Source organism: Bradyrhizobium sp. Kon10 (assembly GCF_055807395.1).
The window spans coordinates 441,551-462,590 of the sequence record NZ_JBVVOZ010000003.1 but is presented as its reverse complement, the minus strand read 5'-3'; the positions used below and the strand labels follow the sequence as shown (position 1 = coordinate 462,590).

The following is a 21,040-nucleotide window of genomic DNA, read 5'->3' as shown; positions in this document are numbered from 1 at the left end:
GTCTTGCCGGTGCCGGGCGGCCCGACCAGCAGCACGCCTTTCGGCATGCGGCCGCCAAGCCGTCCGTAATCGGTGGGGTTCTTCAGAAAGTCGACGACCTCGCGAAGCTCGTCCTTGGCTTCATCGACGCCGGCGACGTCGGCGAAGGTGATGCCGGTATTGGCCTCGACATAGATCTTGGCCTTGCTCTTGCCGATCTGCATCAGCCCGCCGCCGAGACCACCGCTCTGTGCGACGCGCTGGCCGATGTACCACCAGATGCCAAAGAACAGCAGCACCGGCATGAGCCACGAGAGCAGGTCGCGCAGGAAGGTGCTCTCGATTTGTCCGGTGAAGCGGACGTGATATTTTTCAAGCTCCTGCGCGACGTCCTGGTCGACCCGCGTGGTCACGAATTGCTTCTTTCCGCCGGGCAACGGCTCCTTCAGGGTGCCCTGCACGGTGCGATCGGAAATGCCGACACTGTCGACTTTGCCGTCGCGAAGCAGCTGCTGGTACTGGCTGTAGGGGATCACGGCGATCCTGTTCGCCGTAAGGATGACGTACTGGATGAAGAACAGCGCGAAGATCGCGAAGATGGCATACGCCACGTTGAAGCGGGTGTTCTTGGTCATGCCAAAGCTCGAATTACCGGCGCCGCAGCGCAAGCCCCGGGAACAACCAGAGACGGCGAGCTTGGTTTCACGGCGTGCGATGCGCCACGCCGGAACGCGCTTGCGCAGGCGCGAAGCGTCCTGTGACGCAAAAAGGCCCGGTTGAAACCGGGCCTTTCTTCTCACCACCAGCCGTACCAGCCGGGATAGACCGGCGGATAGTAGCGGACCACCCGATATCGCGGACCGACGTAATAGGGTGGCGGGCCATACGGTTCAACATAGATCGGGGGTGCGTCATAGACCGGCGGCGCGGCCGCGGCGGCCAATGTTCCCGCAAACAGCCCGAGAGCAAGCCCGGGGCCAATTCCAGGACCGCCCCAGCGATGATGACGCCATTGAGCCGAAGCCGGCGCAACCGATCCGATGAGGAGCGTTGCTGCCGCGGCAATTGCAAGAGCAAGCTTTCTCATGTCCTTTCCTCAACCAGTTTTCCGCGCCGTGCGCGCGATGCTTTCCCTCTTGTGGTTCCGTGTCGCCGAACGCTGTCCGGCTTGAGTCTTCAAGTAGAACCGGCCGAGGCGAGTTCAAGTCTCTCGCAAGTGAGAGCTGGGGGGTCGATGCCCGAGGCCTCGATCTTGCTCGTCCCTCACCGGTTTTCGCTTGTGCCTCGACTTGGCTGGTTAGAAGCAGCTTGTTGCCTTCGCTCGTGATATAGTCGATCTGAACCTCTAGCTCTTCCCTCTCTGTCCATTCCCTGACGAGATCCGTTGCCGCGTTGTTCGCTGCCGGTACTCAGTGACCCAGAAATCTATAGTGAGCTTGCCAAAGGCGTGGGAGCGGTGATGAGCGTTGCCGAGGCCGTTGCGGCGGCGGCGACGAATTCTCGTCGAGACAGTCTCATCGGCTCTCCCCGCCGGGGCTGACCGGCGCTTCTGCGCAGCAGTTGGACACGCGCGAAAGGGAGTTGTTTAGCGGCGACACTGCCTGTGGCAGCTCCTAAGCCCAGCTGTCATCTAAAGCTCAAAGTTGAGCTGCGGCAAGCAAAGTTATCCGTCAACCACTCTGTTGCAAGGTGGTCGCGCTCCCGCCAAATGAAAGCATGTCGCCTACCGAACGGTGGGTTCGTCCATTCTGGCAGTCATAGCGTTTGCCGGCCCGCCTTGCGATACGTTGCTTCCCGGAAGAAATGGCGGAGGCGGGAGAGAAATGACAGGCGTCGAGGTAACGATTGCAGCGGGCGCTGCCCTTGTTCATTTGTGAAACCAACGCCAGCCGGCGCTTGAACTTCATCAAAACTGAGTCAAAGCCCTTCGTCGTCAATTCTTTTTCTGTTGCCCGTGATAGGCTCTGCCGCCGCCGAGCGGGCGGCCGTTTTCTAAATTCAGGAGAAGCGCCATGCGATTGTCTTACGCCTTCTTTTTGATCCTGGCTTCACTCGTCTCCCCTGCAACTGCTGCAGATGATCAGAGCAATCAGGAGGTCGTCAAAATCGCTGTTTCTTTTACAGAAAACTTTGACAAGCAAAACAGTGCTGGGATAGGCGCTCTTTTCACCAAAGACGGAGTGTTCGTGAACCCTACAGGCGCACACACTGATGTTGCTCAGTTCTATGCTGAGGCCTTTAAAGCGGGTATCGAGCGGATAGAGGTCACGGTGAAGCAGGCAGCGACGGTTGGTGTCGACGCTATGATCGGAATCGGTGAGTATCAGACGAGCGGAAGAGCTGCATCCGGTGCACTCATTAGCGAGACGGGGCTTTGGACGGCAACATACGTTCGCGACGGCGGCGGGTGGAAAATCAGAATGCTCACGGGCCTCCCCAAAAGCCCCCCACCTAAATGACTACTAGTTCGTGAGGCGGCGACGCTCAGCGCGGTCACCAGCCGGCCCGGCCCGAGGCTATTCGGGCCGCAGACCGAAATTGATCGAATGGCGGCCAATACGCAAACGATCGCGTAGGCCAACACAACAGCCGCAGTGGCTGCCCGGGAGCGGCCGAAATACCTACGCCGAAGCGGTTGTTCTGGTGGACTGCGCGCCAGCTGGTTCGAGCCGTCGCTTGGTGGCGAGACCGTGTTGACCGGCTCCGCCGAGGGATGCTGGAAACGTGCTTCGCGGGAGCGTTGGCCGAACCTCCCGGGAATTTCGGGCCACCACTATCTCGATGCCTTTTTCTTCAAGATAGGCGATCATTCTTGCGACCTCCTCCTCATTCATGCGATCGATTGGTAGCGCCTCTCGAATCTCCTCAACCGTCAATGCACCCCGGAGTTGGCCCAAGGCCGCGAGATCCCGAAGCAGGCCCTTTCGTGATTGAGAGCCGTTGGCGGATGAGAGGTTCATGCGTCTGAAAGGGGCAGCAATGTCGACGTTGGCAGGTACAGCGCCGCCCCGGAGCGAGTCGTTCGTCGTAACGGTACGGTGGAGGACGAATGTGCAGAGGCACTTACCCCTTCTAGCCAGCACGAGCATCGTGAATCGAGCAGCCAGTTCCAGGGCGGCGAGCACAAGGTCCATGAGCGTGAGGATGACGGCGGTTGGCACCAACAGCTGCGCCTGCCGTATGGCCGAAGCCCTGAACACCGGACGGAGCGTATTTACTGAGCGGGCGGAAGTTCGGAACTTCCTCAACCCCGGGGCATGCCGCCCGCAGCCTCGCTCCACGCTTGCTGCTTTTCACTCGAGGCACCACGAAACCGACCAAAGGTGCGCCCCAGCGCGTCGTGCTGATGGCACCCAGAGTGAGGTGTTCGCGCCGTCTGAGGAAAGGGGGCAGAGATTCGGTACGCTAACGCACCAAGCTTTGTCGGACTGAATAGTAACGATGCAAATGGCGGCTCGTTTCAGGAGAGCGCTCTCCGCACCAGAATGATCAGAATAGACGGTGACTATGTTTGACCCAGTAGTTCTGGCGCGGGCGCAGTTTGCGTTCACCATGTCGTTTCACATTGTCTTTCCCGCCTTTTCGATAGGGTTGGCGAGTTATCTCGCGGTCCTTGAGGCGGGCTGGCTTTGGACCGGACGCGCCGTCTTCATCAACCTCTTCCACTACTGGCTCAAAATATTCGCTGTGGCGTTCGGAATGGGCGTGGTTTCGGGAGTCGTGATGTCCTACCAGTTCGGCACGAACTGGTCGGTCTTTTCGGACAAAGCCGGAGCCGTGATTGGGCCGTTGATGGCGTATGAGGTCATGACTGCGTTCTTTTTGGAAGCAGGGTTTCTTGGCGTCATGCTCTTCGGGCTGCAACGGGTCGGCCCTTGGCTGCATTTCCTGGCCACCTTAATGGTCGCGTGCGGTACCCTTACCTCGGCCTTTTGGATACTGGCGGCGAACTCCTGGATGCAGACGCCCACTGGCTATGCAATCAATGATGCCGGACAGTTCATTCCGAAGGAGTGGTTGCAGGTCATCTTCAACCCGTCATTTCCGTACCGGTTTGTGCACATGGTATTGGCAGCTTACCTCACGACGGCGCTCGTGGTGGGGGCCGTGGGTGCCTACCATCTGGTCCGCGGCAGTCAACTTGCGACCTCTCGCTTGATGTTCTCGATGGCCATGTGGATGGCCACGGTGGTCGCGCCGATCCAGATGGTCGCTGGAGACCAGCACGGCCTTAATACGCTGGTCCACCAACCAGCGAAGATCATGGCCATCGAGGGTCATTTCCGGAGCTACGATCATGGCGCTCCGCTTGTGCTGTTCGGCTTGCCAAGTCTAGCGAAGGGTAAGATCGACTACCCACTTGAAGTCCCAAAGCTCGGGTCTCTGATCCTTCAGCATTCGCTGGACGCTCCGATGAAAGGTCTGGACACAATTCCGCGCCAAGACTGGCCGCCGGTCCCGATCACCTTCTGGGCTTTCCGTCTCATGGTCGGGCTGGGCGTTCTCATGGCTACACTCGGCCTGCTGAGTGCATGGCTGCGTTGGCGGGGGAGGCTCTACAGCTCGCGTGCGCTTCACGTGTTTGCCGTCGCGATGGGCCCGGCCGGTTTTATCGCGGTCATTGCAGGTTGGGTGACGACGGAGACCGGCCGGCAGCCATTCACGGTCTATGGACTGCTGCGAACGTCAGATTCTGTTTCCCCACTTGCCTCACCAGCTGTTGCCTCATCGCTAATCGCCTTCGTGATTGTCTACTTCGTCGTTTTCGCGGCGGGTGTGATGTACATCCTGAGACTCATGGCCTCGCCGCCGAGCCCCGGAGAGCAGGGGCCGCCCGCCCACATTCGTGCGCGGGCCTCAGGGATTACCCCAGCCCCAGCTGCTGCTAGAGCTTCGCGCTCATGACGGCGTCTGTCGAGCTCGCCACGATCTGGGGCTTCATCATCGCGTTTGCGGTGTTTGTTTACATTGTGATGGACGGGTTCGACCTTGGGCTCGGCATCCTGTTCCCGTTCTTTCCAGAGGAGAACGAGCGGGATGTAATCATGAATAGCGTTGCTCCGGTTTGGGACGGTAACGAAACGTGGCTGGTCCTGGGCGGCGGTGGCCTCATGGCTGCGTTTCCGCTGGCTTATTCCGTTCTGATGCCAGCGCTTTACACGCCATTGATTGCCATGCTGGTTGGTCTGGTCCTACGCGGCGTCGCGTTTGAATTCCGGTGGCGTTCGCCCGCCAGCCGCAGGTTTTGGGAGCATGCATTCTTTGTCGGATCATTGACGGCGGGACTTGCGCAAGGCATTGCGCTCGGTGCGATCCTCCAAGGTATATCTGTGCAGGGCCGGCAGTACGCCGGAGGGTGGTGGGACTGGTTGAGCGTATTCAGCCTGTTAACGGGTGCGTCGCTGGTCGTCGGCTATGCCCTTTTGGGCGCAACGTGGCTGGTGATGAAGACCGGGGGGAAAGTTCAACAGAAGGCGTACCGGCTGAGTTCGCCGCTGGTGTTTCTCCTGGTGGGCGCCATCTCCACCGTGAGCGTCGCGACGCTCTTTCTTGGCTTGCACTATGCAGAGCGCTGGTTCGCTTGGCCGAACTTACTTCTGACCGCGTGGGTGCCCCTTGCCGTCGCCGGCGCGACCGCTTTGTTGCTGAGAACTCTGGCGAAACGACACGAGTACCCACCTTTCTTTTTGGCGCTGTCGCTTTTCATACTGTCCTACGCCGGGTTGGGAACCAGCATGTACCCATACGTCGTGCCTCAGAGCATCACGATCTGGGATGCCGCGGCACCGGAAAATAGCCAGTCCTTTGTTCTTGTAGGCGCTGTGGTGCTTCTGCCTTTGATCATCGGCTACAGCGCATGGGCCTACTGGATATTTCGCGGCAAGGTAAATCCGGAAGGCGGATATCATTGAGGCCAGTACATCCATATCCGGTTGCACGCCGTCTGTTGTGGTTCGCAACACTCTGGCTCCTCGGCCTCGCAAGCGTAACCGTAGTCTCCCTTGCGCTGAAACTCTGGCTTTCACCGAGACCTAGTGTTGCCGAAAGAGGGCACCGTGCGCTAGTCAGGTTTGCGCGCGGAAATCCGCAAAATCTATTCGAACAAGAGTTGCCCGGAAAAGGCGTGCAGCTCGTTTGTCCTGGGCGAAGAGTGATCGGAGGCTTTTTGTCCGCGACCGTACCGAATTCCAAACCGCTCGAATTCAGCTCGCGTCTTAGCTGTGGTATGATTATGACGCTCCACCGCGAAACGCCGGATTTGGTCTGGTCCGTGTTTTTCACATGCTAACCTGAGCGAGGATCAATGTTGTGCCGCGATATTTCTTCCATATCGACAACCACAGACCTTTCAGGGACCACGACGGTGAAGAGCTGCCGGACGACAATGCAGCATGGCGTGAAGCGCTGCGGACTCTAAGGACGCTCGAAAGCAATCTCGATCCTGGGCAGCATTGGCGCCTTTCAGTGCGCGGGCCTAGAGGGCCGCTGTTTGACATCACGGTCGATACTGCACGCCTTGGCTGATCGGCATCGATTAGCGGTTATCCACCGTGCGTCGTTGAAGAAACCCAAAGTAGGTCGTCACTCTCCTTGTATTTCATGAGGCCCTCTGAGGAGCAAAAAAGACAGCTTACAAAGCAAGACAGCTTACAACGAGCTGCAATCACACCGTTCGCCCACCGCTTATTTGTCCAGCATTCGACCGGCACTCTGGCCAGGTTGCTCAGAGCTCGGTTCAACTAGTTTCGAAGGTTGGCCAACTTCCTGCGATTCCTCACCGCGCGATCGAGGGTCGCGAACATCCGAACGACAGCTTGTCGTGCGGCCGTTTGATAGGGGCGCGTGCTGAACGCAACAACGCGCGCGATCTCCAGCTTGACTTCTTCCGTCTTATAGATGTCGGGCAGAGATCGAAACGTCGCATCAATTGCCTCCTGCATCTGGTCCGCGATTTGGGTGTCGATCAACATCGTAGCCTCACTCTAGATCGTTCTGAACCGTTGGAGGGCGCGAACATTCAGCTCCAGCTTTGCCCGTTCGCTTGAATGACTACATACCAGCGAAACGGAGCTATGTCCTGCCTCCAGCTCCAAACTTGGTACGACGCCGTGCATACAACGCGTGTTAGGCGCGACGCATGCCGCACAATGATGCCAGGCAGAGTGGATGGACTGGAGATGTTCGGAGCGAGCGCGTCAGCTGACGAGACTAGTAGGAACATCGATTGCGTCTAGAGTCTGGCGGCAGCCCTCGGCTCGACGGAGACCGCCGACAGATTCCAAAAACTCGCCTGCATTAGGTCAGGGAGCTCTCCTTCCGCCTCGCTTGCGCCAAGTCTCGCGGGCAGAGGGGACTTTATTAACAAACCGCAATCCCACAGAACTTCAGTTGCCAGGCGACAGCGGCGATCTTGTATGAAACTTGGCCGACAGGAACGTAGCCGATCCGCGGAAATCACCCGGGCTTGCGCTCGGAGCGGATGTGAGGAATCATCGTCGGCGGGAAAGGTCCTATAGTTGTGCTCGGAGGGACGCCTTGAACGAAGGAGCAATGTGGACGAAGGCGACCGCTTCGGTGAAGCAGAACCGGCTGCTCGCGTTGCTTCCCGAAGAGGAACTCGTATCCATCAAGTCCAGGGCGGAGCGGGTGCGGCTTCGCCCTCGGCAAATCCTTCATCATTGGCGCTCCCCCCTCGAGCACGTCTACTTCCTGACAGACGGTCTGGTTTCCGTCGGCGGGAACGTGGGGGAGAACGAATACGTGGAAGCGTGGCTCATCGGCAGTGAAGGCGCCGTCGGCGCGATTCTTCTACTGACGGGCAGAGCTCAGGCGGCACCGCACCGCCGTGTTGTGCAGGTGGGCGGTTCCGCATTGCGCCTTTCCGCTCCCGACTTCCTTGAACTGGCAGATCGGCTTCCGACTTTCCGTCAAGTTCTTCATCGTTACCTTGCGGTTGTTATGGTGCAAACCTCTCAGGCGGGGGTTTGCAACGCAGTCCATTCGGTTAAGCAGCGGCTCGCACGGTGGCTACTGGTGGCGAGCCAAGGTTTGGACTCTCACGATTTGCCGCTCACGCACGATGTCCTCAGTAGGTTACTAGGTGTGAGGCGCGCGAGCGTAACTGAGTGCCTGAGCGAGCTCGAGGATCAGGGCGTCATCAGCACGCATCGCGGGCACATCGAGATCACGAACCCCGACCTCCTTCGGCAGACCTCATGTGCCTGCTTCCAGCTGATTCACCGCGAGTACGTCCGTCAGCTCACGAGTGTCGGACGGTGCTTGTAGCTAATGCCCGCTATGCCATGCTTCAGGCGAGGCCGAATTTGGAGGTAGAGCACCCGGCGAGCAGAAGAAGTTGCACGCGCCTCGTGCGTTCATCTGGGGGCTAGTGCCGAATTGAGCTCATGAGTCTGGCCGGCGAGATCGCGCACCTGACGCCGAAAAGCGCAAGCGTGCCGATTTCGTGGTGGATACGTCGCACGGACTGGAGCCGGTGCGCGCTCAAATCGCGCACGTTGGGCAAGCCGACGAGCGTCTTTGGCGTAAGGAGCGCTGCAGCCGCAACGCGGGCCCTTCGAAGATCTACATCGCCTGTTGAATGGCCCCAGCCGCATCAGCCGGCTCTGCCTGGCCAGCATTCAGGCGGCGGATGTTCGACTCGGACGCGCGAAGAACGCCTGGCGATGGGTTTCGGCCAAACGGGGTAAAATTCGGCGCCGCCCGTGGATCGAGCCGGACTACCGGCTGGAAGCAGGAAGGCGACTCCCCCGAGTCATGAAGCTCGGTCCCTCTGGGCGGAGACTACTTACCGTATCGAGGACGCGTTGCTCGTTCCTGATCCGAATTACAGGATGCGCGCCTGTGTCGGTCAGGATGGCCTCGCTAAAAGCCTCGGCCAGCTCACACAAGGCTTCCTGTCGGGCCGCAGCCTCGTTCGGGAGCACCATGCCCACGTGATCCAGCCTCACCTTGAGGCCCTCGCATTGGTCGAAGAAATAGCGCTGCATGGCGGATCAAAAACCAACGGTTCGCTCTCGGCGACTAGAACGTGGCCGCCCGCCAGCCGTTCGTCAGAATGGTACGCTGGAGCACCGGCTTTGTTTGGCGGGGCTAGATCTTCCCTGTTCTGGTCAGCACATCTGCAAAAGTAAGCAAGAACATGGCCGCGAGAAAGATCAAGCCGGAGACGGCGGCAAGCCTGACCAGTGCGCGAGCTTGGATGAGCTCCATGAAAAACACCACAACCAAGCTCGATTTAATGACCGCGACAATAATTCCCGACGCGACGGTGACGGGACCCATAGGAATGTAAGCCAGGAACATGCTCAGTAAGAGCAAAGCGAGAAGTGCGAGCCAGATGATCCCGTTCTTGACCCATAGAGCTGACGAACGGCTTGGATGCGATCGATTTCCGGTCATGAGGCTCTCCCTGGCAAATAGATGAGCGGATACAGAAAGATCCAGACGATATCGACGAGATGCCAATAGAGCGCGGTGACTTCTATTTCGGGATTCTCGCGCAGGCGAATTCGCCTGGTTGCTCCAAGCACAATCAGCCTGACGACAAGCACGATGCCGATCGTGAGATGGATCGCATGCACCCCGGTAACCAGCCAATACAGACCATAGAAAAGCTGCGCGGCTGCCTGTGACAGCGCAAAGCCCGCTCCAGGGATCAGATGTTTGTCGATGTCCTCCTTGTATTCGAACCCCTTCACGACAATGAACGAAAGTCCGAGCGCCGCAGTCAGGCCGAGGCAGGTGAGGACGAGAGTGCGGGAGCGTTCGCTCTGGGCCGCAGCCTCCGACGCGACCGCGATGGTGAGACTGCTCGTAAGCAGGATGGCGGTGTTGATCGTGCCAAACCAGATGTTTGTGGCGCGCCCCGCTGCGGCAAACGCCTCCGGGTGCTCGACCCGGCAGACCGCATAGGTGAGCATAAGTGCTCCGAAGAACAGGGTCTCGCTTGCGAGGAAGACCCAGATTCCGAACTTTCCCGCCCGTTGCTGGCGCTCGAAGTGCTCCCAGGGTTCTCGAAGCAGTGCGGTTGCGTCCGTCATCGTAGCGACCTGGCGTTCTGAACTTCTGGGGCGTCGGTACCGGCCGACTCTCGTTCGGCGTGATATTGATAAGGGCCACGGTCGACAAGCGGCTGGATATCGAAGTTGTTCGGCGGCGGCGGCGAGGACGTCGTCCACTCCAGCCCGGTGGCGCCCCAGGGATTGCTCGGTGCGCGCTTGCCATGAAGAAGGGACCAGGTCAGGTACATCAGCGGAAGCAGATAAGCGGCGGCGAGAACGGCGGCGCCGGCCGATGACATAACGTTGTACAGCTGGAACTCCGCCGGGTAGGTGTGATAGCGCCGTGGCATTCCGAGATACCCGGCGAAAAATTGCGGCAGGAAAGTCATATTGAAGCCGAAATACATCGTGATGGCGGCAAACTGTGCCCAGGATTCCGGGTACATTTTCCCGGTGATCTTTGGCCACCAGAAGTGCAGGGCACCGAAGAACGCGGACACCGAACCGCCGACCATGATGTAATGAAAATGCGCAACGACAAAGTAAGTATCGGTTACGTGGACGTCGACCGGGATCGAAGCCAGAAACAGCCCTGATAGTCCTCCAGTCGTGAACAATCCCACGAAACCGAGTGCATAGAGCATTGGCGAATTGAAGCTGATCTGTCCGCGATAGAGCGAGGCCGTCCAATTAAAGACCTTGATCGCCGAAGGCACCGCAATGACGAAGGAAAGGAACGAGAAGATAAGGCTCGCATATGGCGATTGCCCCGACACAAACATATGGTGTCCCCAGACGAAGAAGCCGATCCCAGCAATGGCAATGATGGCGTAGACCATGAAGTCGTAACCGAAGAGCCGGCGTCGGGCGAAGCAGGGAATGATCTCCGACACCACTCCCATAGCCGGGAGCACCATGATGTAGACCGCCGGGTGAGAGTAGAACCAGAACAGGTGCTGGAAGAGAATGGGATCGCCCCCGCGTGTGGGATCGAAGATGGGCAGCCCCAACCAACGCTCTGCTATCACCAGCATGAGCGAAATCGCGAGCACAGGAGTCGACAGCACCATGACGATCGAGGTGGCATAGATCGACCACACGAACAGTGGCAGCCTGAACCAGGTCATACCGGGAGCGCGCAACATGTGCGTCGTCGCGATGAAGTTCACACCCGTTGCGATGCTCGCGAAGCCCACGACGAACACCGCAGCCGCGGCGGTGAGAACGTGCGTATTGGAGAACATCGTCGAGAACGGGGTGTAGAACGTCCAACCGGTATCGACGCCTCCGGCTATGAGAGTGTAGACGGCAAATGCCCCGCCAACCAGGGTCAGGTACCAGCTGAACAGGTTGAGGCGCGGAAAGGCGACATCAGGCGCTCCGATCATCAGCGGCATCAGGAAATTGCCGAACGTGTTCGGGATCGACGGCACCAGGAAGAACCAGACCATGATGATACCGTGGAACGAGAATAGCCGATTATAGGTGTCGGAGGTCAGAAACCATCCGTTCGGCACGAACAGCTCGAGGCGGACTGCCGTGATCGCGGCCCCGCCCATGAAGAAGAAGACGGTGATCGTGACCGCATAGAGAATGGCGATGCGCTTATGGTCGGTGGTGGTGAGCCAGGATCGCAGCGTGCTCCCGGCCCCCAGATAGTCCGGTCGCTGCGGGAAAGGCAGTTCGCCGGCGAGCACGACGTCACTCATGATCTTGCTCCTGTCCGAGAGAGCGAATGTATGCGGTCAGACTTTGTACCTCTCCATCGTCGAGCAACCCCGCAAAGCTCGGCATGATCGGTTCGAACCCCGCCACAACGTCGCGCCTCGGCTGGAGGATTGAATCCCGGATATAGGCATCGTCTGCTTTCACCTGCCGGCCGTCCGACAACTGGACTGTCCGACCGTAAAGCCCGTCGAGCTTGGGGGCATGCACGCTGGACGATCCTGCGTGGCACCCCGAGCAGCCTTGGGACACGAACAGTTTCGCGCCGAGGTGACCCAGATCATCGCCTTCCGGCTGTCGGCTCAACCATCGCGCGTACTCGTCCTCGCCCATTACCGTGACCCGGCCGCGCATTGCCGAGTGATCGGTGCCGCAATACTCGGCACAAAACAGCGGAAAAACCCCGAGTTTGGTCGCCTTGAACCAGATCTCTGTGTTGCGCCCGGGCAGAACGTCCTGTTTGATGCGAAAAGCAGGCACGAAGAACGAGTGAATGACGTCCTGCGAGCTCATGACAAGACGCACCGGCTTTCCAATCGGAACATGGAGCTCGTTTATCTCGCGAGCACCGTTCGAATGCTGCGTCTTCCACATCCATTGTTTTGCGAGAACATGCACCTCCAGCGCGTTTGCCGGAGCTGTGAGGGCGCCTACGTCGGCAGAGGCCGCCCACCAGAATAGAAATGCGAACAGGAACAACGTCGCGGCTGTCCAGCTCACCTCAAATTCGCGATTCACGATTTCAGGCAATCGGCCGCGTTTGGCCTTGGAACCCCGACGATAACGAATGGCGAATGTGACGAGCAGACCGAACACGAGCGCAAGCGTGAGAGCCGAGACCACCACGAGAATGGCAAATATGCCGTCGACACGAGCAGCCTGCGTGCTTGCCTCCGGCAGGGTGAAAATCGTGTTCATGCGATCATCCCGGTGCGCCGCGACCGCCGGCACATGATGGTTATCGCCATCGCAAGAAGTACGACGGTAAATGCGCAGCCTAGCTTCAGGGCGAAGTCGACTCGCCGGGTGTAGATGCCATGAACGGGATCGAATCCGTAGCAGAGTAGGGCTATGCGGCTCCTCAGTCCGCCAATCCCTCCCTGTCCAGCTTCCAGCAACCCAAGTTTGAGATCGAATGGTTGCAAGCCCAGGCTCGAAAACGCATGCGAAACGTGACCGTCAGGCGTAAGGGTAACGAACGCCGCCGGGTGAGCGACGGCGCTATTTTGGCCATCAGTTTCGAAGCGATACCCGATGGTCGTCGTAAGATGGTCGATTGCTGTCTGGCTTCCGATTAGAACCGATACCCCGGGGCCGCCGACTTGTCCGCCCACGAATCTGCGCGCTGCGGCCGGATCGTCCCCGGCATCGATCCCGAACACCACGACGCTGTAATCGCGTCCAGCCGCCAATCCCGTCTGCTGCAGCGCGCTCGCAACAATCGTGAGCGCCGGGCCACAGATTTCGGTACACGTGAAGTTCGCAGGCAGCAGCACAGTGGGCCGCCCGTCAATCGCGTGACCGAGGGAGGTCTCATTGCCATTCATGTCCTGGAACTCAAGCGTCATCGGCACGCGAGCTCCTTCAGGAGGCGCCAGCGCGACGTTGTCGAGCTGCTGTTTCGTTAAACCGGCGTAGGCGCTGGAGGACCAGACGGCCATGAGCACCGCAAGCGCGAGCATTCTCATTGCCGCACTCCGTTGACGTTCTCGGCCGCCGGGGGATTTGACTTGTCGACAGGATCGTAACCGCGGTCGCCTCTGCCAATCACGATCTCAATGGCCTTATCGATGGGTATCCTGGCGAGACCCCTGCCTTGGTCGATCCAGCTGTACTGAGAGAGAGGCTTTCGCTCATTCTGCAATGCTCCGGCGAGATACTGGTCCGGAGCGGTTTGGAGGGCGGGCTGCGGGAATTGTCGTCGGGCAGGCGGCGTGAAAGCGGCAGGCGCATCCGCCTTAACGTAAAAAAAGATGGCTATCATGGCCACGCCCACGAAACCGAGATAGCCCCCGACCGCAATGAGAATGTTGCGCGTGGCAACGTCCGGCGATTGCGGCAACGCCCGGCGCCCCATTTCTTCATTGGCCATGCTGAGCCTCCAAAGCGGGACTGATGGCACCTCCGATCAGCAAAGCACTCACGCCCAAGGCGACCAGCGCTCCCATGCCAAAGGTGAGCACCGGGCCTTGCTGATCAAAGGCAGGAACGATCAGCCAGCAAAAGTGGAGAACGGTGCCGAGCAGCACCAATATCCCAGCCGATTGCAGGCCGTAGCGGCTCCGCCGACACCTGCGTACGATCAAGATGCAGAATGGCAGAGCAGCGCCCAAGGCAAACGCAAGCACGATCGTTGTGGTCCAGCCTGGAGAGCTTCGCTTCAGGTACCATGCGGCCTTGTCGGGCAGATCGCCGTACCACGCGACAAGATAGGTCATGAATTCCAGGTAGACGACGCCCAGCAAGACCGCGAGCAGCAGCGCGCCGACATCGGATGCCGCAGACTCATCCAGGGCGGGTGCGGTCAGGAGCGCAACAAAGGCCAGCGTCGCTGCGAGCTGCTGGATCGCAATCATCGCCGGAAAGGCAGTCTCGACGTAGTGCGGCTCGACAGACAGAAACCAGTCCACCGCAACGAGGCTGATGGTGGCGCCGTAGAAGGCAAGCCCCAGCCCCGCGAGCAGACGACCGCCCTTGCCCAAAGCAAACGTGATCCCGAGGACGCTCCATCCGCCGAGGGCAAGGGCAGCGCGCAAAACATAGGAACCCCAGTTCAAGTACCAGCGTCCAACATCCTGGGCGATCTGCGAGCCGTCCTGTGCCCAGGGGTAGAGTTGGCTGGAGGTCGCTAGTATAGGAAGAAAAGCGATGGCAACCGCCGCGGTGAGCGCGGCCGACGGTCTCAACATTGCGGCCGTTACAGTGCCCCATCGGCCGCCGGTTAGTGAATGTATCAGCAACAAGATCATGCTGCCGATCGGCACGCAGCTCAAAATGGCGAACGCGAGCAGCCACCCCCGAGAGAGGGCTGGTGTCCTAAATCCCGCTGTCACGATCACCGCGACAGTCAGCAGCAGAATTCCGGAGACTGCTCGAAACCGGCGAAGATTATGGAAGCGAACGATTGTCGCATCGGAGCTCATGGCAGCCTGCTCCGTAGCTCGGGAGCATCCGCTACGTTCGCGCCCTGAGATTCCTGGAGCGCCCGTATGTAGGCCACGATCGCCCACCGGTCGATTGGATCGACCCGGGCGGCGTACGAGTACATCACCCCGTAGCCGTTGGTGATCACGTCGAAAAAGTGCTCGGCGGGAGCGGCCCGAAGCCGGCTGTCGTGGTAGGAGGGCGGCGCCGGAAAGCCGCGCTGCACGATCATTCCGTTGCCCGTTCCGGACAACCCGTGGCACGGAGAACAATAGATCTCGTAGCGCTGGCGGCCACGCGCGAGCAGCTTCGCGTCGATTGGCGGGCGCCGCTGCGTTTGCCTTTGACGTTCGATGTCTCCTTGCGCCACGCTGCCCTCCGGCAGTGGCTGTGCTTCGGTCTGGTCTTCGAACAGGGCCGCGCGCGAAAACGTTCCATATCGCCGCTGCTGCGTCATCGAGATGTCGTTGCAGCCGGAAAGCAGCAACGCCAGGGTCAGGAAGATTGCCAGGCGGCCGATCATGGTGCACGCACTTCCGTAACTCTCGTTGCGCCGGTCGTCCGAAGCAGGTGGCGGAGCTCGCGCGTCGTCTCGTCGTTCTCTCCGCACGCGAGCAGGAAATAGTGGTCCTGCGAAGCCCGCTCGAAGCCGACAACGTCGAACAATGGATTGTGCAGCTTCGGCAGCCCCGTTGACCACAGCAGAGCAATGAACCCGGCGAGGGCGGCTGCGAAAATGCCGACTTCAAAGGGCACGAGGAGGAAAACCGGCCATGAGTTCAGGGGACGTCCACCGCTGTTGATGGGATAGTCGACGACCGCGCTGTACCATTGCAGGGCAAAGGCAAACGCTGCGGTGGAGAACCCCGCCAAGAGCATCGTCGCCCGAATACCGGAGCGCGTGGCGGGGATGATCTGCTCGAGCTCCTCGACGGGGAAGGGGGTGAAAGCATCCAGGAGGCCGAATTCCGAGCGGACCTTGAGGCTCCGAGCGGCAGCGATCAGAGTCGCGGGATCCGGAAATTCCGCCAGGAGAGGCCCAGTCATGCCACGTTCTCCCGGTGTGCGAGTTCGCGCATGTCGAACATCGAAACCGCAGGGATCAGTCGCACGAAGATCAGGAACAGAAAGGCAAAGAAGCCCAGCGGTGCAATGACGAACGCCAAGTCCCAGATGGTGAAGTGAAAGACCCGCCAAAGGCTCGGCATGTATCCATGAGAGAGTGTGTTCCAGACGATCAAAATGCGTTCAAGCCACATCCCGACGTTGATCGCGATCGCAATCGCAAATAGGGCAGCAAAGGACCTTCGCACGTGAGGAAACCAGAGCGCCTGGGGCAGGATGACATTGCAGCTCAGTAAAGCCCAGAACAGGGGTGCATAGACGCCGGTAAACTCGAAGGCCACGAGACTGCGGTCGCTGCGCGCGCCGCCGTACCATCCCATGAACCATTCCGTTGCGTAGGAATAGCCCATCACGATCGAGGACATCAGCAAGACACGACCGATGACGTCGAAGTGCTTGCGCGTAATGATGGCCTGAAGTCCGAAGCCCCAGCGGATCGCCAAGGCAAGCACGACGACCATGGCGAACCCCGAGTACATCGCGCCAACAACGAAGTACGGCGGAAATATGCTTTCCTGCCAACCGGGCATCAAGCTCGCCGCGAAATCGAGCCCGACGATGGAATGCACGGAGCACACCAGCGGCACACCGAGCGCGGCCATGGTCGTATGAAGGATCCTCAGGGCACGCCAGTGCCGCACCGAGCCGCTCCACCCGAGCGCAAATGCGCCGTAGAGCAACTGACCCGTGCGCGACGTGGTTCGATCTCGCATGGTTGCGAGATCCGGAATAAGGCTGACGTACCAAAACAGGATCGAGAACAGCAAATAGCTGATGATCGCCCAAAAATCCCAAACGAGCGCGCTTCGCCACTGCGGCCACAGCGACATCGTGTTGGGGTAGGGAGCCAGCCAGTAGGCGTAGATCGGACGTCCGAGATGCACGATAGGCATGAGCCCCGCGATGGCGACCGCAAATAGCGTCATGGCCTCGGCGAACCGGTTGATTGAGGCGCGCCATCGCTGCCGTGTGAGCAGCAGCATTGCCGAGATCAGCGTGCCTGCATTGCCGATGCCGATCCACCACACGTAGTCGGCAATCGCAACGCCCCACACGACGGTGGAATTGACCCCCCAGACGCCGATGCCCTCGTAAAACACCCAGACGAGTGCTGCCACGAGCCAGGCGACAAAGGGCGCGCTGACCAGGAGAGCAATCCACCAGAATTTTCCCGGCCTTGCAAACAGAGGCGCCGTCACAGCCTGCGTGATCTCGACATCGCTGGCCCGGTACGAAGAAACCCATGGGGCGGGCGCGGCCGCATTTGGTTCAAGCACGGCGTTCATTTGCCATCACCATCAAGAGATGGAGGATTGCGAACGTCGGCCAGGTAGGTGGTCCGAGGACGCGTGTCCAAGTGGCCAAGGAGCGCGTAGTGTCGAGGATCCGATTTGCGCCGACTAACGCTCGATCCATTCTGATTGACATCGCCAAAGACGATCGCGCTGGTCGGACATGCGTTCTGGCAGGCCGTACGCACTTCGTCGGTCCCGATTACCCGATCCTCGCGCTCTGCCGCTCGCCGCGCCGAACTGATCCGCTGGACGCAGTAAGTACACTTCTCCATCACGCCACGAGCGCGTACGGTTACCTCTGGATTCTTTTGAGCCAGATAGGATTCAAAGCCGAGATTGGCGTATTCCTGGCCGTCGGCGTACCCCCTGAAATTGAAGCGACGTACCTTGTAGGGGCAGTTGGCTTCGCAGAACCGCGTGCCGATGCACCTGTTATAGACCTGTGCGTTGAGCCCTTCGCTATCGTGAACCGAAGCGGCGACAGGGCACACGGGCTCGCACGGGGCGTGCTCGCAATGCATGCACGGGACCGGCTGGAAACCGAGCGCCGGATCGGCCACTGTTCCATGATCGTAGGCGTCCACCCGCAGCCAGTGCATGTCCCGACCACGAGCGACCTCCTCCGGACCGACCACGGGCACATTGTTCTCGGCTTGACACGCGACCACGCATGCATTGCAGCCGATGCACAGCGAGGTGTCGATGACCATGGCCCAAGCGTATCCATCCCCGCTGCGAGGCGCTTCCTCCGGCAGCAGACTCGGAGCGTGCTCCTTTTCCGGAGAAGAGAGCGTCCTTGCAGCCTCCGCGAGTTTCCGCACCGGGTAGAGTTCGGAAACATAGTCCGCCGCGCGTACGATGTTCTGCGTTGTGAGCGGTTCTTGATTTCGGCCGGTCCTTGCGATGACAGCTTGCGTGATGGTCCAGGGATCTTTTGTGGTCCGCAGCCGATTGGCGTCGCTTCCAACGCCGTTTCCGATCGCACCGGCGCGATTGCGGCCATACCCAAGCGCCAGAGCGCCGACGCCGACCGCAGCACTCGGCTCAATGAGCACCGGCGCGTCGATCGTGGCCTCTCCTGATCGGATCGAGACGACCTCGCCGTCAGAGACACCGAGCTGGCGAGCGTCTTCGGGGTTGAGGGCGAGAGCGTTACCCCAGACCTGTTTCGTCAGCGGCTTCGGACATTCTTGGAGCCAGGCATTGTTGGCGAACGATCCATCCCAAATACCTGGATCGGCCTGCAACACCACCTGGAATCCGGACGCGGCACCAGGTTCTGGAATCTGCGGTAGCTTGGGCTGTGCAGGTCGCACCGGCGCCGCGGCACTGCCAGCGATGACACCATCATGAAGCGCGCGTGTCCACCAGGCCTCAAAGTCGGCTCCGCCTTGGGCCTGCCAGGTCTGTCGAACGAGATCGCGCGGCGAGTCCATATCGCCGCTCGTGAGAAGCGCAACGAGCTCGTGCTCCGTATGGGTGCGATATAGCGGCCGGATCAGCGGCTGGACCAGACTGGCTGTCCCGTCGATGCTACGCAGGTCAGACCAGGCCTCCAGTGGATGGCTCAGGGGAACGTGCCAGTTCGAAAGCGCTGCGGTCTCATCGGCATAGCAGCCAACGTGCAGTCGAAACGCCGCTTTTCCGGAAGCGTTGGTGAAATTGAGATCGGCAGGAGCGTCGTACGCAGGGTTGACGCCGAGCGTGACGAGCTGATCGACGCCGCCCCCCTCCAAATCGCGAACCAGTTCATCGAGCGTTCCCGGCCGGCGCCCGGCAGGCGTGTGATCTACTTGATCGATGAGGTCCAACGGCGCATTGAGGCGAGCGTTGATCCAATGCACAAGCGCGTGGGTTTCGGCAGAAAGGGTTGGACCGGCGAGAACGATAGAGCTGGCGGGACTGGAGTTAAGATCGGAGGCAATTTTCCCTACGAGCTCTTTCAAATCGTCGGGCACTGCGGGATCCCGGACAGCTGCGCCAAGCGACTTGGCAATCGCGAGCGCCACTTCCCCGATGATCGCCGGCCGCAGAGCGAGCCGATGATCAGCTTTCGCCCCGGTTAGCGTTGGGGCCGCCTCAAGGCAGTACAAACGCGAGAAGCCGTCGTGCTGCGGCTGACGGCGCTCGGCAAATCCCTTTGCGTTTCGGAGTTGGTCCGGACCATGGCCCAGCGGGTCGGCACCAAGCGCCACCACCACGCGCGCGCGCGCGAGGTGTGGCACTGTCTCGAGGTGTCGGCCGTAGGCCAACATTGCGCCGGCGCGAGCGCTGACATCATCGGCGGGGTCATAGGCGTGCCACGCAGCGTTCGGAAATTGGCCCAGCAGATCGTCGATCTGTCGCAGCAGCGTGGGCGAACTCACCCGACCCGTGAGAAGTCGTAGCCCCTTGCGACTGCGTTGCTTGAGCAGTCGGTTTTGGCCAAGCAGAGCCGCGCCGAATGCCTCGGCGGGGGCAAGGGCGCCTTCGTGAAGCGTTGTCCGTGAGCGGTCCGGATCGTAGAGCGACAATACGGCGGCCTCCATGAAGACGTCAGTCGCACCGAGGCTCGCCGGATGCCTGGGGTTGCCTTCGATCTTGATCGGGCGCCCATCGACGGAACTTACGAGCACTCCGCGCCCGTAACCGGAGAGCGCCAGAGTCGTCGCAAATTTCATCGGCTCGCCCGGCACAAGGCGGTCCGGCATCCTTACATAAGGGATGATCTGTTCGTCGGGGCGGCTGCAAGACGCCAGTCCGCTTGCGACGCCAGCCGCGAGGAGGCTCAATGCCTGGCGGCGGTCCAGTTTGGGGCCGGCTACGCGCGGGACCACTTTGACAGGCAACTGATCTATCTGTGGCATACCGAGCAGTCCGTCAGATGATCAACGTGGATATGGTATTTTGCCACCAACTCGCGGCCGAGCTCCTCCTGGTTCTTTGGTGCTGTCCATTTCGTGTCGAACACCTCCTCGCGGGGACGCAGCGCTTTTTCGGGTGCACGGTGGCAATCGATGCACCACTGCATGGTCAAGGGCGCCGCTTGGCGCATCAGGGGCATCTGATCGACGGCGCCATGGCACGTTGTGCATCCAACGCCGTTCGTGACATGAACTGAGTGGTCGAAGTAGACGTAGTCGGGCAGTTTGTTGACCCGCTGCCAGGCGATCGGCTTATTCCTGGCCAGGCTCGAACGCACCGGGGCGAGCATGCTTGCGTTTGTCCAAAGCTGGGAGTGGCAGGTCATGCATGTCTCGGTCGGTGGCAGGCCGGCAAAGCGTGCCTTTTCGACCGAGGTGTGGCAGTAGCGGCAATCAAGTCCTAAACCGCCGACATGATGCTCATGGCTGAACGGAATGGGCTGGTTGCGCGTCACATCTTGTCCAGTTGCGTAAGGCGAGCTCATGATACTGTAGGCTAACCCGACCAGAAGGATCGGGGCGGCGCCGCACGCGGCCAGAAGCACCTTTGCGACCGTGTCAGCGCCTGGGCGGAAAATCTGCATGCGCTTGGCTCGGCTGGCGGTATCTCATCGCCAATCCCGCTCATTCGTCATTCTCGGTTTACGGCTGCCGAACTCTCTTCTCGGCGTGCTTACGCCGGCATGTGCAGTCGTGAGCGCGCTTACCGTCGGCACGCAGCGTAGCCGAAGGTAAAGTCGGATGGATCTATCTTCCAGCATGAGCCGGCCCCCAATACGCTTCAGCCTGCGGCGGTCCCTCGGCTGAGCGACTGCTCAACGATTGGACTGCAGCTCTGTGCCTTCGG

General features: G+C 60.1%; 24 protein-coding genes. 5 read left to right on the top strand and 19 right to left on the bottom strand.

What is annotated here, in order from left to right; translation table 11 throughout:
* The 4 genes from AC0L2O_RS07475 to AC0L2O_RS07460 all read right to left on the bottom strand — a co-directional run.
* The coding region (locus AC0L2O_RS07475; protein ID WP_473369254.1) for an ATP-dependent metallopeptidase FtsH/Yme1/Tma family protein at nucleotides 1-614 on the bottom strand (614 nt) is incomplete at its 3' end.
* Between the two features lie 161 nt (nucleotides 615-775).
* Nucleotides 776-1,066 carry a hypothetical protein gene (locus AC0L2O_RS07470; RefSeq protein WP_473369253.1) on the bottom strand — a complete coding sequence of 97 codons (291 nt, stop codon included), beginning with the start codon at nucleotides 1,064-1,066 and terminating at the stop codon, nucleotides 776-778.
* Between the two features lie 338 nt (nucleotides 1,067-1,404).
* Nucleotides 1,405-1,497, bottom strand: coding sequence for a twin-arginine translocation signal domain-containing protein (locus AC0L2O_RS07465; RefSeq protein ID WP_473369252.1), 93 nt, complete (start codon nucleotides 1,495-1,497; stop codon nucleotides 1,405-1,407).
* Nucleotides 1,498-1,649: 152 nt separating this feature from the next.
* Nucleotides 1,650-1,916 (bottom strand): hypothetical protein, encoded by a 267-nt coding sequence (locus tag AC0L2O_RS07460; RefSeq protein WP_473369251.1) that lies wholly within the window; start codon nucleotides 1,914-1,916, stop codon nucleotides 1,650-1,652.
* A gap of 75 nt (nucleotides 1,917-1,991) precedes the next feature.
* Between AC0L2O_RS07460 and AC0L2O_RS07455 the strand changes: the two genes are divergently transcribed.
* Entirely contained in the window at nucleotides 1,992-2,438 is a 447-nt protein-coding gene (locus AC0L2O_RS07455) for a YybH family protein (protein WP_473369250.1), read from the top strand.
* Nucleotides 2,439-2,600: 162 nt separating this feature from the next.
* On the opposite strand, the gene AC0L2O_RS07450 is transcribed toward AC0L2O_RS07455, so the two are convergent.
* Entirely contained in the window at nucleotides 2,601-3,140 is a 540-nt protein-coding gene (locus tag AC0L2O_RS07450; protein WP_473369249.1) for an RNA polymerase sigma factor region1.1 domain-containing protein, read from the bottom strand.
* A 346-nt stretch (nucleotides 3,141-3,486) separates the two neighbouring features.
* Between AC0L2O_RS07450 and AC0L2O_RS07445 the strand changes: the two genes are divergently transcribed.
* The 3 genes from AC0L2O_RS07445 (at nucleotide 3,487) to AC0L2O_RS07435 (ending at nucleotide 6,504) form a co-directional block, all read left to right on the top strand.
* The gene (locus AC0L2O_RS07445) at nucleotides 3,487-4,884 is read left to right on the top strand and encodes a cytochrome ubiquinol oxidase subunit I (protein WP_473369248.1); all 1,398 of its coding nucleotides are present in this window, start codon (nucleotides 3,487-3,489) and stop codon (nucleotides 4,882-4,884) included.
* On the top strand, nucleotides 4,881-5,891 hold the full coding sequence (gene cydB, locus AC0L2O_RS07440) for a cytochrome d ubiquinol oxidase subunit II (protein WP_473369247.1): 1,011 nt from the start codon (nucleotides 4,881-4,883) through the stop codon (nucleotides 5,889-5,891). Before AC0L2O_RS07445 ends, cydB begins: the two co-directional genes overlap by 4 nt.
* A 397-nt stretch (nucleotides 5,892-6,288) precedes the next feature.
* On the top strand, nucleotides 6,289-6,504 hold the full coding sequence (locus AC0L2O_RS07435; protein WP_473369246.1) for a DUF6894 family protein: 216 nt from the start codon (nucleotides 6,289-6,291) through the stop codon (nucleotides 6,502-6,504).
* Between the two features lie 215 nt (nucleotides 6,505-6,719).
* Here the strand turns inward: AC0L2O_RS07435 and AC0L2O_RS07430 are convergent, their stop codons facing one another.
* Complete coding sequence (locus AC0L2O_RS07430; RefSeq protein WP_473369245.1) at nucleotides 6,720-6,950, bottom strand: hypothetical protein; 231 nt, start codon at nucleotides 6,948-6,950, stop codon at nucleotides 6,720-6,722.
* 565 nt (nucleotides 6,951-7,515) lie between these two features.
* Here AC0L2O_RS07430 and AC0L2O_RS07425 point away from each other — a divergent pair.
* The gene (locus tag AC0L2O_RS07425) at nucleotides 7,516-8,265 is read left to right on the top strand and encodes a Crp/Fnr family transcriptional regulator (RefSeq protein ID WP_473369244.1); all 750 of its coding nucleotides are present in this window, start codon (nucleotides 7,516-7,518) and stop codon (nucleotides 8,263-8,265) included.
* Between the two features lie 452 nt (nucleotides 8,266-8,717).
* Here AC0L2O_RS07425 and AC0L2O_RS07420 read toward each other — a convergent pair whose 3' ends face one another.
* The 13 genes from AC0L2O_RS07420 to AC0L2O_RS07360 all read right to left on the bottom strand — a co-directional run bounded on the left by AC0L2O_RS07420 (nucleotide 8,718) and on the right by AC0L2O_RS07360 (nucleotide 20,777).
* On the bottom strand, nucleotides 8,718-8,987 hold the full coding sequence (locus AC0L2O_RS07420; protein WP_473369243.1) for a DUF6894 family protein: 270 nt from the start codon (nucleotides 8,985-8,987) through the stop codon (nucleotides 8,718-8,720).
* Nucleotides 8,988-9,090: 103 nt separating this feature from the next.
* Nucleotides 9,091-9,399 carry a cytochrome C oxidase subunit IV family protein gene (locus tag AC0L2O_RS07415; RefSeq protein ID WP_473369242.1) on the bottom strand — a complete coding sequence of 103 codons (309 nt, stop codon included), beginning with the start codon at nucleotides 9,397-9,399 and terminating at the stop codon, nucleotides 9,091-9,093.
* Entirely contained in the window at nucleotides 9,396-10,040 is a 645-nt protein-coding gene (locus tag AC0L2O_RS07410) for a cytochrome c oxidase subunit 3 family protein (RefSeq protein ID WP_473369241.1), read from the bottom strand. The genes AC0L2O_RS07415 and AC0L2O_RS07410 overlap by 4 nt, the downstream gene beginning before the upstream one ends.
* Nucleotides 10,037-11,710 (bottom strand): cytochrome c oxidase subunit I, encoded by a 1,674-nt coding sequence (locus AC0L2O_RS07405; RefSeq protein WP_473282747.1) that lies wholly within the window; start codon nucleotides 11,708-11,710, stop codon nucleotides 10,037-10,039. The genes AC0L2O_RS07410 and AC0L2O_RS07405 overlap by 4 nt, the downstream gene beginning before the upstream one ends.
* Nucleotides 11,703-12,644 carry a cytochrome c oxidase subunit II gene (gene coxB, locus AC0L2O_RS07400; RefSeq protein ID WP_473282745.1) on the bottom strand — a complete coding sequence of 314 codons (942 nt, stop codon included), beginning with the start codon at nucleotides 12,642-12,644 and terminating at the stop codon, nucleotides 11,703-11,705. The genes AC0L2O_RS07405 and coxB overlap by 8 nt, the downstream gene beginning before the upstream one ends.
* Entirely contained in the window at nucleotides 12,641-13,414 is a 774-nt protein-coding gene (locus AC0L2O_RS07395) for an SCO family protein (RefSeq protein WP_473282743.1), read from the bottom strand. The genes coxB and AC0L2O_RS07395 overlap by 4 nt, the downstream gene beginning before the upstream one ends.
* Nucleotides 13,411-13,818: a hypothetical protein gene (locus tag AC0L2O_RS07390; protein WP_473369240.1), complete on the bottom strand. Its 408-nt coding sequence runs from the start codon at nucleotides 13,816-13,818 to the stop codon at nucleotides 13,411-13,413. Before AC0L2O_RS07390 ends, AC0L2O_RS07395 begins: the two co-directional genes overlap by 4 nt.
* A complete protein-coding gene (locus tag AC0L2O_RS07385) occupies nucleotides 13,808-14,869 on the bottom strand; it encodes a hypothetical protein (protein ID WP_473369239.1) in 1,062 nt (353 codons plus the stop codon). Before AC0L2O_RS07385 ends, AC0L2O_RS07390 begins: the two co-directional genes overlap by 11 nt.
* Complete coding sequence (locus AC0L2O_RS07380) at nucleotides 14,866-15,393, bottom strand: c-type cytochrome (RefSeq protein WP_473369238.1); 528 nt, start codon at nucleotides 15,391-15,393, stop codon at nucleotides 14,866-14,868. Before AC0L2O_RS07380 ends, AC0L2O_RS07385 begins: the two co-directional genes overlap by 4 nt.
* Nucleotides 15,390-15,917 (bottom strand): DUF3341 domain-containing protein, encoded by a 528-nt coding sequence (locus AC0L2O_RS07375; RefSeq protein WP_473369237.1) that lies wholly within the window; start codon nucleotides 15,915-15,917, stop codon nucleotides 15,390-15,392. The genes AC0L2O_RS07380 and AC0L2O_RS07375 overlap by 4 nt, the downstream gene beginning before the upstream one ends.
* Nucleotides 15,914-17,281, bottom strand: a complete 1,368-nt coding sequence (nrfD, locus tag AC0L2O_RS07370) for an NrfD/PsrC family molybdoenzyme membrane anchor subunit (protein WP_473369236.1) — start codon at nucleotides 17,279-17,281, stop codon at nucleotides 15,914-15,916. The genes AC0L2O_RS07375 and nrfD overlap by 4 nt, the downstream gene beginning before the upstream one ends.
* Nucleotides 17,278-20,136 carry a 4Fe-4S dicluster domain-containing protein gene (locus AC0L2O_RS07365; protein ID WP_473369235.1) on the bottom strand — a complete coding sequence of 953 codons (2,859 nt, stop codon included), beginning with the start codon at nucleotides 20,134-20,136 and terminating at the stop codon, nucleotides 17,278-17,280. Before AC0L2O_RS07365 ends, nrfD begins: the two co-directional genes overlap by 4 nt.
* A complete protein-coding gene (locus AC0L2O_RS07360; RefSeq protein WP_473369234.1) occupies nucleotides 20,124-20,777 on the bottom strand; it encodes a cytochrome c3 family protein in 654 nt (217 codons plus the stop codon). The genes AC0L2O_RS07365 and AC0L2O_RS07360 overlap by 13 nt, the downstream gene beginning before the upstream one ends.
* Nucleotides 20,778-21,040: the final 263 nt, after the last annotated feature.

What these genes read in the sequence shown, in the direction of transcription:
- AC0L2O_RS07470 (WP_473369253.1), bottom strand. Translation starts at nt 1,066, where the DNA reads ATGAGAAAGCTTGCTCTTGCAATTGCCGCGGCAGCAACGCTCCTCATC.
- AC0L2O_RS07465 (WP_473369252.1), bottom strand. Translation starts at nt 1,497, where the DNA reads ATGAGACTGTCTCGACGAGAATTCGTCGCCGCCGCCGCAACGGCCTCG.
- AC0L2O_RS07455 (WP_473369250.1), top strand. Translation starts at nt 1,992, where the DNA reads ATGCGATTGTCTTACGCCTTCTTTTTGATCCTGGCTTCACTCGTCTCC.
- AC0L2O_RS07445 (WP_473369248.1), top strand. Translation starts at nt 3,487, where the DNA reads ATGTTTGACCCAGTAGTTCTGGCGCGGGCGCAGTTTGCGTTCACCATG.
- cydB (WP_473369247.1), top strand. Translation starts at nt 4,881, where the DNA reads ATGACGGCGTCTGTCGAGCTCGCCACGATCTGGGGCTTCATCATCGCG.
- AC0L2O_RS07430 (WP_473369245.1), bottom strand. Translation starts at nt 6,950, where the DNA reads ATGTTGATCGACACCCAAATCGCGGACCAGATGCAGGAGGCAATTGAT.
- AC0L2O_RS07420 (WP_473369243.1), bottom strand. Translation starts at nt 8,987, where the DNA reads ATGCAGCGCTATTTCTTCGACCAATGCGAGGGCCTCAAGGTGAGGCTG.
- AC0L2O_RS07415 (WP_473369242.1), bottom strand. Translation starts at nt 9,399, where the DNA reads ATGACCGGAAATCGATCGCATCCAAGCCGTTCGTCAGCTCTATGGGTC.
- AC0L2O_RS07410 (WP_473369241.1), bottom strand. Translation starts at nt 10,040, where the DNA reads ATGACGGACGCAACCGCACTGCTTCGAGAACCCTGGGAGCACTTCGAG.
- AC0L2O_RS07405 (WP_473282747.1), bottom strand. Translation starts at nt 11,710, where the DNA reads ATGAGTGACGTCGTGCTCGCCGGCGAACTGCCTTTCCCGCAGCGACCG.
- coxB (WP_473282745.1), bottom strand. Translation starts at nt 12,644, where the DNA reads ATGAACACGATTTTCACCCTGCCGGAGGCAAGCACGCAGGCTGCTCGT.
- AC0L2O_RS07395 (WP_473282743.1), bottom strand. Translation starts at nt 13,414, where the DNA reads ATGAGAATGCTCGCGCTTGCGGTGCTCATGGCCGTCTGGTCCTCCAGC.
- AC0L2O_RS07390 (WP_473369240.1), bottom strand. Translation starts at nt 13,818, where the DNA reads ATGGCCAATGAAGAAATGGGGCGCCGGGCGTTGCCGCAATCGCCGGAC.
- AC0L2O_RS07385 (WP_473369239.1), bottom strand. Translation starts at nt 14,869, where the DNA reads ATGAGCTCCGATGCGACAATCGTTCGCTTCCATAATCTTCGCCGGTTT.
- AC0L2O_RS07380 (WP_473369238.1), bottom strand. Translation starts at nt 15,393, where the DNA reads ATGATCGGCCGCCTGGCAATCTTCCTGACCCTGGCGTTGCTGCTTTCC.
- AC0L2O_RS07375 (WP_473369237.1), bottom strand. Translation starts at nt 15,917, where the DNA reads ATGACTGGGCCTCTCCTGGCGGAATTTCCGGATCCCGCGACTCTGATC.
- nrfD (WP_473369236.1), bottom strand. Translation starts at nt 17,281, where the DNA reads ATGAACGCCGTGCTTGAACCAAATGCGGCCGCGCCCGCCCCATGGGTT.
- AC0L2O_RS07365 (WP_473369235.1), bottom strand. Translation starts at nt 20,136, where the DNA reads ATGCCACAGATAGATCAGTTGCCTGTCAAAGTGGTCCCGCGCGTAGCC.
- AC0L2O_RS07360 (WP_473369234.1), bottom strand. Translation starts at nt 20,777, where the DNA reads ATGCAGATTTTCCGCCCAGGCGCTGACACGGTCGCAAAGGTGCTTCTG.